The sequence below is a fragment of the Undibacterium sp. Di27W genome (assembly GCF_049340345.1).
In the GTDB taxonomy this organism is placed as follows: Bacteria; Pseudomonadota; Gammaproteobacteria; order Burkholderiales; family Burkholderiaceae_D; genus Undibacterium.
This window is the reverse complement of the sequence record NZ_JBMPOS010000005.1, coordinates 63,722-76,519: the sequence shown is the minus strand read 5'-3', so window position 1 is coordinate 76,519 and position 12,798 is coordinate 63,722. Positions and strand designations below refer to the sequence as shown.

The 12,798-nt window shown below is 47.9% G+C and carries 12 protein-coding genes; all 12 read left to right on the top strand.

Annotated elements, in window-relative coordinates; all coding sequences use genetic code 11:
* The first annotated feature begins 1 nt into the window (after nt 1).
* The 12 genes from pilW (at nt 2) to ACO0LF_RS11780 (ending at nt 12,798) form a co-directional block, all read left to right on the top strand.
* A complete protein-coding gene (pilW, locus tag ACO0LF_RS11835) occupies nt 2–793 on the top strand; it encodes a type IV pilus biogenesis/stability protein PilW (protein ID WP_423014670.1) in 792 nt (263 codons plus the stop codon).
* Nucleotides 786–1,841 (top strand): helix-turn-helix domain-containing protein, encoded by a 1,056-nt coding sequence (locus tag ACO0LF_RS11830; RefSeq protein ID WP_423014286.1) that lies wholly within the window; start codon nt 786–788, stop codon nt 1,839–1,841. Before pilW ends, ACO0LF_RS11830 begins: the two co-directional genes overlap by 8 nt.
* A gap of 2 nt (nt 1,842–1,843) precedes the next feature.
* Nucleotides 1,844–3,109, top strand: a complete 1,266-nt coding sequence (gene ispG, locus ACO0LF_RS11825; protein WP_423014285.1) for a flavodoxin-dependent (E)-4-hydroxy-3-methylbut-2-enyl-diphosphate synthase — start codon at nt 1,844–1,846, stop codon at nt 3,107–3,109.
* 25 nt (nt 3,110–3,134) lie between these two features.
* Complete coding sequence (gene hisS / locus ACO0LF_RS11820; RefSeq protein ID WP_423014284.1) at nt 3,135–4,493, top strand: histidine--tRNA ligase; 1,359 nt, start codon at nt 3,135–3,137, stop codon at nt 4,491–4,493.
* Nucleotides 4,494–4,562: 69 nt separating this feature from the next.
* Nucleotides 4,563–5,219, top strand: coding sequence for a YfgM family protein (locus ACO0LF_RS11815; RefSeq protein ID WP_423014283.1), 657 nt, complete (start codon nt 4,563–4,565; stop codon nt 5,217–5,219).
* Between the two features lie 12 nt (nt 5,220–5,231).
* A complete protein-coding gene (gene bamB / locus ACO0LF_RS11810; protein ID WP_423014282.1) occupies nt 5,232–6,392 on the top strand; it encodes an outer membrane protein assembly factor BamB in 1,161 nt (386 codons plus the stop codon).
* A gap of 5 nt (nt 6,393–6,397) precedes the next feature.
* Entirely contained in the window at nt 6,398–7,741 is a 1,344-nt protein-coding gene (gene der, locus ACO0LF_RS11805) for a ribosome biogenesis GTPase Der (protein WP_423014281.1), read from the top strand.
* A gap of 185 nt (nt 7,742–7,926) precedes the next feature.
* The gene (gene hfq / locus ACO0LF_RS11800) at nt 7,927–8,163 is read left to right on the top strand and encodes an RNA chaperone Hfq (protein ID WP_110253169.1); all 237 of its coding nucleotides are present in this window, start codon (nt 7,927–7,929) and stop codon (nt 8,161–8,163) included.
* Nucleotides 8,164–8,193: 30 nt separating this feature from the next.
* Nucleotides 8,194–9,321 carry a GTPase HflX gene (gene hflX / locus ACO0LF_RS11795; protein ID WP_423014280.1) on the top strand — a complete coding sequence of 376 codons (1,128 nt, stop codon included), beginning with the start codon at nt 8,194–8,196 and terminating at the stop codon, nt 9,319–9,321.
* A gap of 31 nt (nt 9,322–9,352) precedes the next feature.
* Nucleotides 9,353–10,624, top strand: a complete 1,272-nt coding sequence (hflK, locus tag ACO0LF_RS11790; protein WP_423014279.1) for an FtsH protease activity modulator HflK — start codon at nt 9,353–9,355, stop codon at nt 10,622–10,624.
* Complete coding sequence (hflC, locus tag ACO0LF_RS11785; RefSeq protein ID WP_423014278.1) at nt 10,624–11,526, top strand: protease modulator HflC; 903 nt, start codon at nt 10,624–10,626, stop codon at nt 11,524–11,526. The genes hflK and hflC overlap by 1 nt, the downstream gene beginning before the upstream one ends.
* 120 nt (nt 11,527–11,646) lie before the next feature.
* Entirely contained in the window at nt 11,647–12,798 is a 1,152-nt protein-coding gene (locus tag ACO0LF_RS11780; protein WP_423014277.1) for an ATP phosphoribosyltransferase regulatory subunit, read from the top strand.

Sequence of the window (12,798 nt, the reverse complement as noted above, 5' to 3'; positions counted from 1 at the left end):
AATGCGGCAATATTTTGTGCGAGGCTTGCTGCTGACGCTGGCATTAAGCTTGACTGCATGTGCATCCAGGCGCCTGGAAGGTGACAGGCCAGAGGAAAATATCTCTGCTGAAAAGCAGGATACGCAAAAGCGCGCAGGCATACGTATGCAGCTGGCAGTCGGCTATTACCAGCAGGGTCAGCAAAAGGTTGCCTTGGAAGAAATTCGCAATGCTTTGTTGATTACGCCGGATTTGGTCGATGCCTACAGTTTGCGTGCACTGATTTTCATGGATATGGGTGAAAAACAGCTAGCGGAAGATAATTTCTTGCATGCATTGAAACTGGCGCCAGGTAATAATGAAATAGGAAACAATTATGGCTGGTTTCTATGTTTGAATGGTCGCGAAAAGCAGGGCTTGGTTTATTTGGATAAAGCCATCAAAGATCCGAATTATGCTTCACTGGACAAGGCATTGAATGCCGCAGGTTTGTGCAGTTTGCGCATGAAAGATCCAGTTGCTGCTGAGAATTATTTCATGCAAGGCTTGCGTTCGAATCCTGGTAATCCATCAGTGAATGCCAATCTTGCAAAAGTACTTTATGATCGTCGTGAATATAGTCAGGCAAAATTTTATATTAGCCGTGTCCTGAAGTTTGATGTTCTCGCTGCGGATGTATTATGGCTGGCCATAAAGATAGAAAAAAAGCTCGGCGATGAGGCTGCGGTGAATAGTCTTGGTACCCAGTTGCGCCGCCGCCATCCAAATTCTAAAGAATTTTCTCAGTATCAACGTGGAGTGTTTGATGAGTGAAGCGGGAGCGAATTTACCTGTTGAACCCTTGTCCTCGGAGGTGCCTGAGAACAAAACTGTGTTGTCTGTAGTGCAGACAGCAGGTTCACAATTATCTACTGCCCGTATTCAAATGGGGCTGAGTTTGCAACAGGTTGCTGATCAACTCAAATTATCTCAGCGGCAAGTTGTCGCGCTTGAAAATAATCAGTTCGAAGATTTGCCAAAAATGGTGATCGTGCGCGGTTTTGTGCGCTCCTATGCGAAATTGCTCAAGCTTGATCCTGATCCCATTATTAAATGTCTGCCTGCTGAATCCGGGTTGGCAGGGCTGGATGCTGATTTGCGCCCAACTCTGGCAACGCCGTTCATGGAGTCGCGTACGCCATTTCTGGGGCGGCAAGATAATAACAACAAAAAATACCTGATTGGTGCCGGTTTGCTCGCGGTGTTCGCGCTGATTTTCGTTGGTGTGCAAAAGCTGGAGCAAAACGATTATTTCAAGAATTTGTTTTCTGCGCAGGCTTCCAGGAAGGCGGCAGAGGCTGTGCCGGAAAAAGTGCAGGAAAATACAGATCCAGCATCAAGTTCTGCTACTGAAAAACCGCTTGCGCCTGCGGTGCCAACGGTATTGGCAACCATCAATGCCAGCAAGCCAGAGGTTCAAGAGCCGGTTGTCAATCCGCCTAAGTTGAATGAAGATGAGTTGGCGACATCCAGCGCTGCTGTTGCATTGCCAAGTGTAATAAATGCGACGACAAATACGACACCAAGTGCTACGACTAATTCGACACCATTGGTGACTGTTGCGCCAGCTGTTGTTGATGCAGGTAATAATCAATTGAAATTGAAGTTCAGGCAAGACTCCTGGATACAGGTCAAGCGCGAAAATGGCAGTGTTGTGACATCTCATTTGGCCAAGGCAGGTACGGAAGAGGTATTTGACATGAAAGATGCATTGCAACTCAGAGTTGGTAATGCCGCGGGTGTGGATGGCTGGTTGCGTGGCAAATCCCTGGGGATTGCACCAGGCAAGGATAGTAATGTCATTAATTTGAATGTGAAGTAAAGATGACGGATTTTTTATCAGAAATTGGTTCTGGTCCCCAGCTTAGACGTGCATCCCGTTCTGCCAAGGTGGTTTATCGTAATCGCGAAGTCATCGTTGGTGGTGGTGCGCCTGTCGTTGTGCAATCCATGACGAATACCGATACTGCTGATGTCATAGGCACGGCAATACAAATCAAGGAATTGGCAAGGGCAGGTTCTGAGCTGGTGCGTATTACGGTCAATAATGCCGAGGCAGCAGCAGCAGTGCCAGCGATACGTGAGCAACTTGACCGTATGGATATCGACGTGCCGCTGGTAGGTGATTTTCATTATAACGGTCATACCTTGTTAAATGATTTTCCTGAGTGTGCCAAAGCTTTATCCAAGTACAGAATCAACCCTGGCAATGTAGGGCAGGGCGCCAAGCGCGATACTCAATTCGCCCAGATGATAGAAATGGCGTGCCGCTATGATAAGCCGGTGCGCATAGGCGTCAACTGGGGTAGTCTGGATCAGGCTTTGCTGGCACGTATCATGGATGACAATGCCAAGCGTGCTACACCCTGGAGTGTGCAGGCGGTCATGTACCAGGCTTTGATTACATCGGCCATAGAAAGTGCGCAAAAGGCTGAAGAGCTGGGGCTTGCGGGTGACAAGATTATCCTGTCCTGTAAAGTGTCAGGTGTGCAGGATTTGATCGCGGTGTATCGTGAGCTGGCTGCACGCTGCGATTATCCCTTGCATCTGGGTCTGACCGAGGCTGGCATGGGTAGTAAAGGCATCGTCGCTTCAACGGCAGCATTGTCCGTATTGATGCAAGAGGGTATAGGCGACACCATACGCATTTCCCTGACGCCAGAACCGGGTGGCGATCGCTGCCGGGAAGTTATTGTTGGACAAGAGATTTTACAAACCATGGGCTTGCGGAAATTTACACCCATGGTTATCGCTTGCCCGGGTTGCGGCAGGACTACTTCTACCGTATTCCAGGAATTGGCTGATGATATACAAAGTTTTCTGCGTAATCAGATGCCGGTATGGAAAACCGAATATCCAGGTGTCGAGAATATGAATGTCGCCGTCATGGGTTGCATCGTGAATGGCCCTGGCGAATCCAAGCATGCCAATATTGGTATCAGCTTACCTGGCACGGGTGAGTCGCCATCAGCACCTGTTTTTATCGATGGCGCCAAGGCTGTCACCTTGCGTGGTGATCGTATTGCAGAAGAGTTTCAGGATATCGTACTGGAATATGTCAAGAGTCACTATGCCCCAGTGCATGGGTAATAAATAATTAAATCAGATCGCAAGTATGTCGGAAATTAAAAAAGCAGAAAAAATCGCCGGTGTGAAAGGGATGAATGACCTTTTGCCGGATGACGCCCCACTCTGGGAATTGTTTGAAAATACGGTGCAGTCCGTATTGAAGAGTTATGGTTTTCAGCAAGTCCGCACGCCTATCGTTGAATCTACCAATCTGTTTGCGCGTGGCCTGGGTGAGGTGACGGATGTCGTCGAAAAGGAAATGTATTCTTTCGAAGACTCCATGAATGGCGATAAGCTGACCTTGCGTCCTGAAGGCACGGCTGGTGTGGTGCGTTCGGCGATTGAACACAATCTTGTTTATGATGGTCCAAGGCGCTTGTGGTACACAGGCCCCATGTTCCGCCATGAAAAGCCACAACGTGGCCGCTATCGTCAATTCCATCAGGTCGGTGCAGAAGCATTGGGGTTTACTGGTCCCGATATAGATGCGGAACTGATCATGATGTGCCAGCGTTTCTGGGATGACCTGGGTCTGCAGAATGTGCGCCTGGAATTGAATTCCATAGGCGATGCAGAAGAAAGAAATCAACATAAGGCTGCGTTGATCGCGTATTTCGAACAGCATCAGGACATCCTCGATGCTGAGGCGAAAAGACGTCTGTTGACCAATCCTCTGCGTATTCTGGATACCAAAAATCCAGCCATGCAAGAGATGGTCAATGCGGCACCTAAACTGCTGGATTACCTGGGAGCGGAATCTCTGGCGCACTTTGAGGGTGTGCAAAAGATTTTGCGTCACAACAGCATTCCATTCACCATTAACTCACGTCTGGTGCGTGGACTTGATTACTATAATCGCACCGTGTTTGAATGGGTGACTGATGACCTGGGTTCCCAGGGTACAGTGTGCGCTGGTGGTCGTTATGATGCCTTGTTTGGTATTTTCGGCGGCAAGCCAACACCTGCCTGTGGTTTTGCCATGGGCATAGAGCGTTTGCTGGAATTAATGAAAGCCAATGGCGATGTGCATCAGCCTGCGATGTGCGACGTGTATCTCGTCCACCAGGGTGCTGAAGGCCAAATGCAAGCCATGGTATTAAGTGAGCGTTTGCGTGATGCTGGCCTGGATGTTGTGTTACATTGCGCAACTGCTAATGGTGTGGGTAGCTTCAAGTCACAAATGAAGAAAGCTGATGGCAGTGGTGCTGCCTATGCAGTCATCATAGGCGAAGATGAGGCAAACAATAATACGGTCAGTATCAAAGAGTTGCGTGCGGGTGATGCTGAAAACAATCAGGTTAACGTACCTTTTGATACGGCAGTAGACTATCTGGTTGACCAAATCGCCGGTAGTGCAGATGCGGATTGCTGTGATGATCCTAATCATCACCATGTACATCATTAATCCGTATTGATCCTATTAGTAATATTAATAACATAAATAACATAGATAACATAGATAAGCGAAGACGCTATGGCATACGATTTAGAAGAACAAGAGCAGTTAGATAACCTCAAGGCTATCTGGAAAAAATACGGCAATCTGGCAACCTGGGGTTTGATCATCATCCTGGCCGCTTATGCTGGCTGGACAGTCTGGACGGCGCGTCAAACAACGCAATCAGTGCAGGCTTCGCAGTTGTATGAAGAAGCCAATAAATTTGTTGCGACCAAAGATAACGTCAAGGTGCAGGCCAAGGCTGATGAATTGAAGAGCAAGTTTGCAGGTACTTCATATGCACCCATGGTTGCCTTGCTGGCAGCCAAGAGTGCATTTGATGCCAATGATCTCAAGGCAGCTAAAGCCCAGTTGCAATGGGTGGTCGATACTGCCAAGGCAGAAGAATATACTGCGCTGGCAAAAATACGTCTGGCCAGCATAGCGCTGGATGAAAAAGCCTACGAAGATGGTCTGAAGCAATTGACTGGCACTTTCCCTGCGCAATTTGAAGCAGATGTGCTTGATGCCAAGGGCGATATTTATGTTGCCCAGAACAAGATCGAAGATGCACGTACAGCTTATAAGGCAGCTTTGGAAAAGATGCTGGAAAAAAGTCCAGGTCGCCAGGCTTTGCAAATGAAGCTGGATGTGATCGGTGGTGCGGCAGATACTAAAGTTGTCAGTAAATAAGGGGAATCATCTATGCAATTTTCTGCCAAGCTGCTCGTTGTGTCATCTGCTTTTATGGCTTTGACTGCTTGTTCTTCATTGTCGTCACTGAACCCTTTTTCTTCAAAAGCGGATACAAAAACCCAGCCTGCGGTATTGACTGAAGTCAAGACAACAATGGCGATCAAGGCCAGCTGGACTGTGGCAATTGGTACTGCTGGTAATTATGCATTTTCACCTGCTGCCTATGCGCAAAATGTGTATGTTGCTGCTGCCGATGGCACGCTGGCACGCATAGAAGTGGCAACTGGTCGTGTAGTCTGGCGTATCAATGCTGGCTCGCGTCTGACTGCCGGTGTTGGCGTGGATGCTACATCGGTTGTCGTTGCAGGTGAAAAAGGCCAGGTTCTGGCTTTTGATCTGGATGGCAAGCTGCGCTGGAAAGCGCAAAGTACAAATGAAATTTTGTCTGCGCCTGCAGTAGGCCAGGGCCTGGTCGTCGTGCGCAGTATAGACAATAAGGTCAGTGCTTACGATTTGACGACTGGCGAACGCAAATGGTCGGTGGAACGCCCATTGCCACCTTTGACTTTGCGTTTGGCACCAGGCATCGTCATGACTGAGCAGCAAGCGATTGTGGCCTTGCCTGGCGGTCGTATGTCTGCCCTGGCATTAAATAATGGTGGTTTGCGCTGGGAAGCGACAGTCGGCGAACCTAAAGGCGCGACTGAGCTGGAGCGTGTTGCCGATGTTTCTGGTGCACCAGTGATCATGGGCGGCGATATTTGTGCCAGTTCCTATCAGGGCAGGGTAGCTTGCTTTGATGTCAGCACAGGCGCATTGCGTTGGGGTAAGGCTTTGTCCAGTGAAGTTGGTGTCAGCGTGGATGAGCGTTTTGTTTTTGCCGCTGACGTAGCAGGAGCAGTCAATGCTTATGCCCGTAATGGCGGTGCCAGTGCCTGGCGTAATGATAAACTCAGTTATCGTCGTCTTTCCGCACCAGTTTCATACGACCGCGCGGTAGCGGTTGGTGATTTCGCAGGTTATGTCCACTTCCTTTCCAGGGAAGATGGTTCTTTCATAGGACGTATTACTACCGATGGTAGTCAGATTTTAGCAGCGCCTTTGGTGGTCAATGCTAAACTGATCGTTCAAACAAAATCAGGATCAGTGGTTGCTCTTGCAACCGAGTAATAATAATGAAGCCGGTTATCGCACTTATAGGCCGACCTAACGTCGGCAAATCCACGCTGTTCAATCGGCTCACTCGTTCACGCGATGCTTTGGTCGCAGATTTACCTGGCTTGACCAGGGACAGGCATTACGGCGAAGGCCGTGTTGGTGAACGTCCTTTTCTGGTGATTGATACGGGTGGTTTTGAGCCCGTTGCCAAAGAAGGCATCATGCATGAAATGGCCAAACAGACCAAGCAGGCTGTGGCTGAGGCAGATGTTGTTGTATTTATCGTCGATGGTCGTCAAGGCCTGACACCCCATGACAAGACCATCACAGACTTCCTGCGTAAATCAGGTCGTTCCGTCATGCTGGTCGTCAACAAGGCTGAGGGTATGAAGTACACCTCAGTCACGGCGGATTTTTACGAGCTGGGCCTGGGTGATCCCTATGTGATCTCTGCGGCTCACGGCGATGGTGTGGCCGATCTGGTGGAAGAAATGGTCGACATTGCCTTCGCCCAACGTCCCCCAGAAACTGAAGAGCCAGAGCCGAATGTTCGTGGTATCAAGATTGCCATTGTTGGCCGTCCTAACGTCGGCAAATCGACTTTAGTGAATACCTTGCTGGGTGAAGAAAGGGTGATTGCCTTTGACATGCCTGGTACTACCCGCGATTCCATAGAAATACCGTTTGAGCGCGATGGCGTACATTATTCCCTGATTGATACAGCGGGTATCCGTCGTCGCGGCAAGGTATTTGAGGCAATTGAAAAATTTTCCGTAGTTAAAACCTTGCAGTCAGTCTCTGAAGCAAATGTTGTGCTGCTATTGCTGGATGCCCAGCAAGATATTTCTGAGCAAGATGCGCATATTGCCGGCTTTATTCTGGAATCTGGCCGCGCTCTCGTGGTTGGTGTGAATAAATGGGATGGCTTGCAAAGCGACAGGCGTGATGAAATCAAGCTGGATATAGAACGCAAGCTGAATTTCCTGACTTTCGCCAAATTCCATTTCATCTCGGCACTAAAATCTACCGGTATTGCTCCTTTGATGAAATCCATCGATGCGGCTTATGCTGCAGCCATGGTCAATTTGTCGACACCAAAACTGACGCGTGCTTTGATTGAGGCTGTGGAACATCAGCAACCCAAGCGCAAGGGTTCAATACGTCCCAAGCTGCGCTATGCCCACCAAGGTGGACAAAATCCACCTATTATTGTTATCCATGGTAATGCGCTGGAGGCAGTGGGTGATGTCTACAAGCGGTATCTGGAAAAACATTTCCGTGAGACTTTCTCGCTGACAGGAACTCCTCTGAGAATAGAGATGCGTTCCGGCAAGAATCCTTTTGATAAGTCATCCAAGTAAGTGCGCAAGCAAGTATCAAAATGTAAAAAAATAAATAGTTCATTTCCTTTTGTAGTGAAATTTAAGCAAGAGATATGCAATTAAAGTAAAAATAGATTACATTACTTCGTAATCAACTTCTGGGAATACTTGTATTTTGATAAGTAGTCCCCAACTCCTAATCACAACAACACAATGGAGCTGTTATGAGCAATAAAGGGCAATTATTACAAGACCCATTTCTGAACGCATTGCGTAAAGAACATATTCCTGTATCGATTTATCTGGTTAACGGCATCAAGTTACAAGGACATATTGAATCTTTTGATCAATATGTGGTTTTGCTGCGTAATACTGTGACACAAATGGTATATAAGCATGCAATTTCCACTGTCGTTCCAGCACGTGCAGTAAGCATTAACACTGAGACTGAGGCTGAGTAATTTTTGAGTGCTGAATTAAAGAAGTCGTCTATGCGCGCCGCTTTGGTCGGTGTTGATTTCGGCAAGGACGACTTTGCCGCTAGTCTGGAAGAATTATCTTTGCTCTCGCAATCTGCGGGAGCAGAGCCTGTTACAACCATCACCTGTAAGCGATCCAGTCCTGATGCCGCCTTTTTTGTGGGTAGCGGCAAGGCGGATGAGATTGCACATGCGGTAACAGATGATGCGCTGGAAATTGTCATATTTAACCATGCACTTTCTCCAGCGCAGCAAAGAAATCTTGAGCGCCATTTAAAAGTCAGGGTGGTTGATAGAACCAGTTTGATATTGGATATTTTTGCCCAGCGGGCGCACAGTCATGAGGGTAAGGTCCAGGTTGAACTGGCTCAATTGCAACATCTGGCAACACGCCTGATACGTGGCTGGACGCACTTGGAAAGACAAAAGGGCGGCATAGGCTTGCGCGGTCCGGGTGAGACACAGTTGGAAACCGATCGTCGTTTGTTGGGTGAGCGCGTAAAAATGCTCAAGCAAAAACTGGAGAAATTGCACAAACAGCGAGAAACCCAAAGGCGCTCTCGTGGCCGTAGCAATACTTTGTCAGTGTCTCTGGTTGGTTATACAAATGCTGGTAAATCCAGTTTATTTAATACTTTGACCAAGGCAGGTGCATATGCTGCCGATCAATTGTTTGCTACGCTGGATACCACGTCGCGCCGTTTGTATCTGGGTGATGCGGGTAATGTAGTGATCTCGGATACGGTAGGTTTTATTCGCGAGTTGCCGCATCAACTGGTTGCTGCGTTCCGGGCAACCCTCGAAGAAACCATACATGCAGATCTGCTTTTGCATGTGGTGGATGCGAATAGTCCGGTGCGCTTTGATCAGATTCAGCAAGTCAATCATGTATTAAAAGAAATTGGGGCAGATCATATTCCACAGCTCCTGGTGTGGAATAAGATAGACCTGGCAGGCTTGGATCCTTCGGTCGAGGTGGATGAGTGTGATAAAATCCAAAGGGTTTTTTTGAGCGCTCGTACCGGAGCTGGTATAGGTTTGTTGCGCGATTCCATAGCAGAATTCGCATTGGCAAAATCGGCTGGTATTGCGCAAGCGGCAATACCGGAAGCGATTGATGCCCGCTTTGATCTTCAGTAGTCCAACCCACTATTCATTGGATAGCGACAGAATGCTTGTTTCACTTCTCAAAAAATTTGGTTTGGCCATGTCCATCAATGATCCACAATGGGGACGTGGTTCGCAAAATAATAACCAAAATAATAATAAACCCGATAATAAAAAACCTCCTGAAGGCCCGCCTGATCTTGATCAGTTGTGGAAAGATTTTGTTCAAAAACTTGGTCGTTTGCTGGGGCAAAACGGTAACGGCGATAATGGCGGCGGTTTTTCACCCGATTCTTCCAGTGCCAGGATAGGTGCATCGCTGATCATTGCCATCATCGCCCTGATCTGGTTATCAACTGGTTTCTTCATTGTGCAAGAAGGCCAGACTGCGGTGATTACTACGTTTGGCAAATTCAGTCACCAGACCTCGGCAGGTTTGAACTGGCGTTGGCCATACCCAGTGCAAGGACATGAGATAGTGAATTTGTCTCAAGTCAGGACCGTAGAGATAGGCTACAAAAAAGGCTCCAAGGAACGTGATTCCCTGATGTTGACCGATGATGAAAATATCGTCGACATCCAGTTTGCTGTTCAATATAAATTAAATAATGCTGCTGACTGGTTGTATAACAATCGCGATCAGGAAGAAATGATACGCCAGGTCGCTGAAACAGTTGTGCGTGAGATCGTCGGCAAAAGCACGATGGATTCTGTGTTGTATGTAGGGCGTGAAAAGATAGCGCTGGACGTGAATGCTGGCATGCAAAAAATTCTGGATGCCTATAGTTCAGGTGTGCAGATTGCGCAAGTGACCATGCAAAATGTTCAAGCCCCGGAGCAAGTCCAGGCGGTTTTTGAAGAAGCGCAAAAGGCTAAGCAGGATAAAGAGCGACTGAAGAACGAGGGTATAGCCTATGCCAACGATGTAATTCCCAGGGCACGTGGCGAAGCGTCGGTCATGATCAAGGAAGCGGAAGGCTATAAAGCCAGTGTGGTTGCTACTGCACAGGGTAATGCCTCACGTTTCCAGCAAGTCCTGGCTGAGTACCAAAAAGCACCAGCAATTACACGCGATAGGTTGTATCTGGAAGCGATGCAGCAGATATTTTCCAGCACGACCAAAGTCATGGTGGACAGTAAGTCTGGCAATAATATGATTTATTTACCCTTGGATAAATTGATTAATCAGACTGATCAAAGTGCAGGCAAGCCAGCCGCTACGGTAGCTCCTACTGTTGTGGCTGCACCGGATCAGATTCCAACTGTGGAAATGCGTTATGGCAAGGATGGAAGATCAAAAGATAATCGTGACGTGCGTGAAAGGGAGGGTCGATAATGAATAAGATAGGCACTTTCATCATCGCCATATGCGCTGCAATTTTGCTGGCTTACTCGACTATTTTTATAGTTGACCAGCGCTCTCATGCCATCGTGTTTGCATTGGGGGAAGTCAAATCCGTCATCAGCGAACCTGGCTTGCATTTCAAATTGCCGCCACCATTTCAAAATGTTTTGTTTTTAGATAAACGTATTTTGACCATAGATACTAATTCGGCTGACCGTTTTGTGACTTCTGAAAAGAAGAACATTTTGGTTGATTCTTACGTCAAATGGCGCATCAGGGATCCGCGTCTGTACTTTGTCAGTTTTAATGGCGAAGAGCGCAGGGCGCAGGATAGAATGTCGCAAATCATCAAATCTGCCTTGAATGATGAAATCACCAAGCGCAAAGTAGGTGAAGTGATTTCTACACAGCGCGGCAAGGTCATGGACGCGATCAAGAAGAAGGTATCGGACGAAACCAAGCATATCGGTGTGGAAATTGTTGATGTCCGCCTCAAACGTGTTGATTATGCTGAGCTGACCAATAATTCGGTTTATGAGCGTATGAAGGCGGAGCGTAATCGCGAAGCAAATGGTTTGCGCTCTACAGGCAATGCAGAAAAGGTAGAGATCAGTGCAGATGCTGACAAGCAAAGATTGGTGATTATGGCTGAAGCTAATCGTGAAGCACAAAAGTTACGTGGGGCAGGTGATGCTGAGGCATCGCAAATCTATGCGCAGGCTTTTAGTCAAAATCCTGAATTTTATAAGTTCTACCGTAGCCTGGAAGCGTATACTGCTTCCTTCAAGACTAAAAATGATGTTTTGGTGGTAGACCCTAATTCAGAGTTCTTTAAATATTTTAAGGGCCCGTCTACAGTCGGTGGTAATACCCCTGCAGTAAAGACCAAATAATAGTAATACTCCACTCTATCTAGTGATAGTAGTGACAAACAGCGATCTGCACAATTTTTGTGCAGATCGCTGTTTGTCGGATAGACTAAACTAATTTCTTGTTTTTTTTGATTGTTCTTCATGCCGAATTGGCTTTTACCTGAAAATATTGCTGACATCTTGCCGTCTGAGGCGCGCAAGATAGAAGAGTTGCGTCGTGTGCTGCTGGACAATTTCAGATTGTATGGCTACGAGCTGGTCATGCCCCCCATGCTGGAATATATAGAGTCCCTGTTGTCTGGTGCTGGTCAGGACATGGATTTGCGTACTTTTAAACTGGTGGATCAACTGTCGGGCCGCACCATGGGCTTGCGTGCTGATATGACTACCCAGGTTGCCCGTATTGATGCGCATTTGCTTAATCGCCATACAGTTACCCGTCTTTGCTATGCCGGCAGTGTCTTGCATACCAAGCCATCCGGTTTGCATGCGACCCGTGAGCCTTTGCAAATTGGGGCTGAGATCTATGGGCATGCTGGTCTGGAAGCGGATGCTGAAATCCAGGAGCTGGTGTTGGCATGCATGGCTTTGGTACATGTGGCAGATGTGCGGCTGGATCTTTGTCACGTTGGTGTGTTGCGGGCCCTGCTGGCTGTCGACCCTTTGGCAAAAGCCCAGGAGAATACCCTGTATGCCTTGCTGGAGGCGAAAGACCTGCCCAGCATAGACAAACTCAGTCAGGATTTTTCGCCTGAAGTACGTGCTGCGCTCATGGCCTTGCCTGGTCTGTACGGCGATATTTCTGTTATTCAAAAAGCACGTTCTGTCTTGCCTGCCTTCGCAGGTATACAAACAGCACTGGATGAGCTTGAGCATCTGGTGAGTTTGACGGGTACGGCTCATGTCACGATAGACCTCGCAGATTTGCGCGGCTACCACTATCATAGTGGGGTGATGTTCAATGTATTTGTTCCTGGTTTGCCAAATGCGGTTGCACGTGGCGGACGCTATGATCATGTTGGTGAGGCGTTTGGGCGTTCGCGTCCGGCGACAGGTTTTTCCCTGGATTTGCGCGAATTGGCACGTCTGTTGCCAACGGCAGAGAGAAAGGGGGCGATCCGTGCTCCCTGGGGTAGTGATCCGGCATTGCGCGAAAAAATTGCTGCATTGCGTGGCGAGGGTGAAATCGTGATTCAAAGCTTGCCAGGGCACGAGGACGAACAAGACGAATTTGACTGCAATCGCGCACTCATTTTCGATGCTGGTAAATGGATTCTTCAAAATGTAGGTTGA

Excerpts from the sequence above, each read along its gene's own strand:
- pilW (WP_423014670.1), top strand. The coding sequence starts at position 2 with ATGCGGCAATATTTTGTGCGAGGCTTGCTGCTGACGCTGGCATTAAGC.
- ACO0LF_RS11830 (WP_423014286.1), top strand. The coding sequence starts at position 786 with ATGAGTGAAGCGGGAGCGAATTTACCTGTTGAACCCTTGTCCTCGGAG.
- ispG (WP_423014285.1), top strand. The coding sequence starts at position 1,844 with ATGACGGATTTTTTATCAGAAATTGGTTCTGGTCCCCAGCTTAGACGT.
- hisS (WP_423014284.1), top strand. The coding sequence starts at position 3,135 with ATGTCGGAAATTAAAAAAGCAGAAAAAATCGCCGGTGTGAAAGGGATG.
- ACO0LF_RS11815 (WP_423014283.1), top strand. The coding sequence starts at position 4,563 with ATGGCATACGATTTAGAAGAACAAGAGCAGTTAGATAACCTCAAGGCT.
- bamB (WP_423014282.1), top strand. The coding sequence starts at position 5,232 with ATGCAATTTTCTGCCAAGCTGCTCGTTGTGTCATCTGCTTTTATGGCT.
- der (WP_423014281.1), top strand. The coding sequence starts at position 6,398 with ATGAAGCCGGTTATCGCACTTATAGGCCGACCTAACGTCGGCAAATCC.
- hfq (WP_110253169.1), top strand. The coding sequence starts at position 7,927 with ATGAGCAATAAAGGGCAATTATTACAAGACCCATTTCTGAACGCATTG.
- hflX (WP_423014280.1), top strand. The coding sequence starts at position 8,194 with ATGCGCGCCGCTTTGGTCGGTGTTGATTTCGGCAAGGACGACTTTGCC.
- hflK (WP_423014279.1), top strand. The coding sequence starts at position 9,353 with ATGCTTGTTTCACTTCTCAAAAAATTTGGTTTGGCCATGTCCATCAAT.
- hflC (WP_423014278.1), top strand. The coding sequence starts at position 10,624 with ATGAATAAGATAGGCACTTTCATCATCGCCATATGCGCTGCAATTTTG.
- ACO0LF_RS11780 (WP_423014277.1), top strand. The coding sequence starts at position 11,647 with ATGCCGAATTGGCTTTTACCTGAAAATATTGCTGACATCTTGCCGTCT.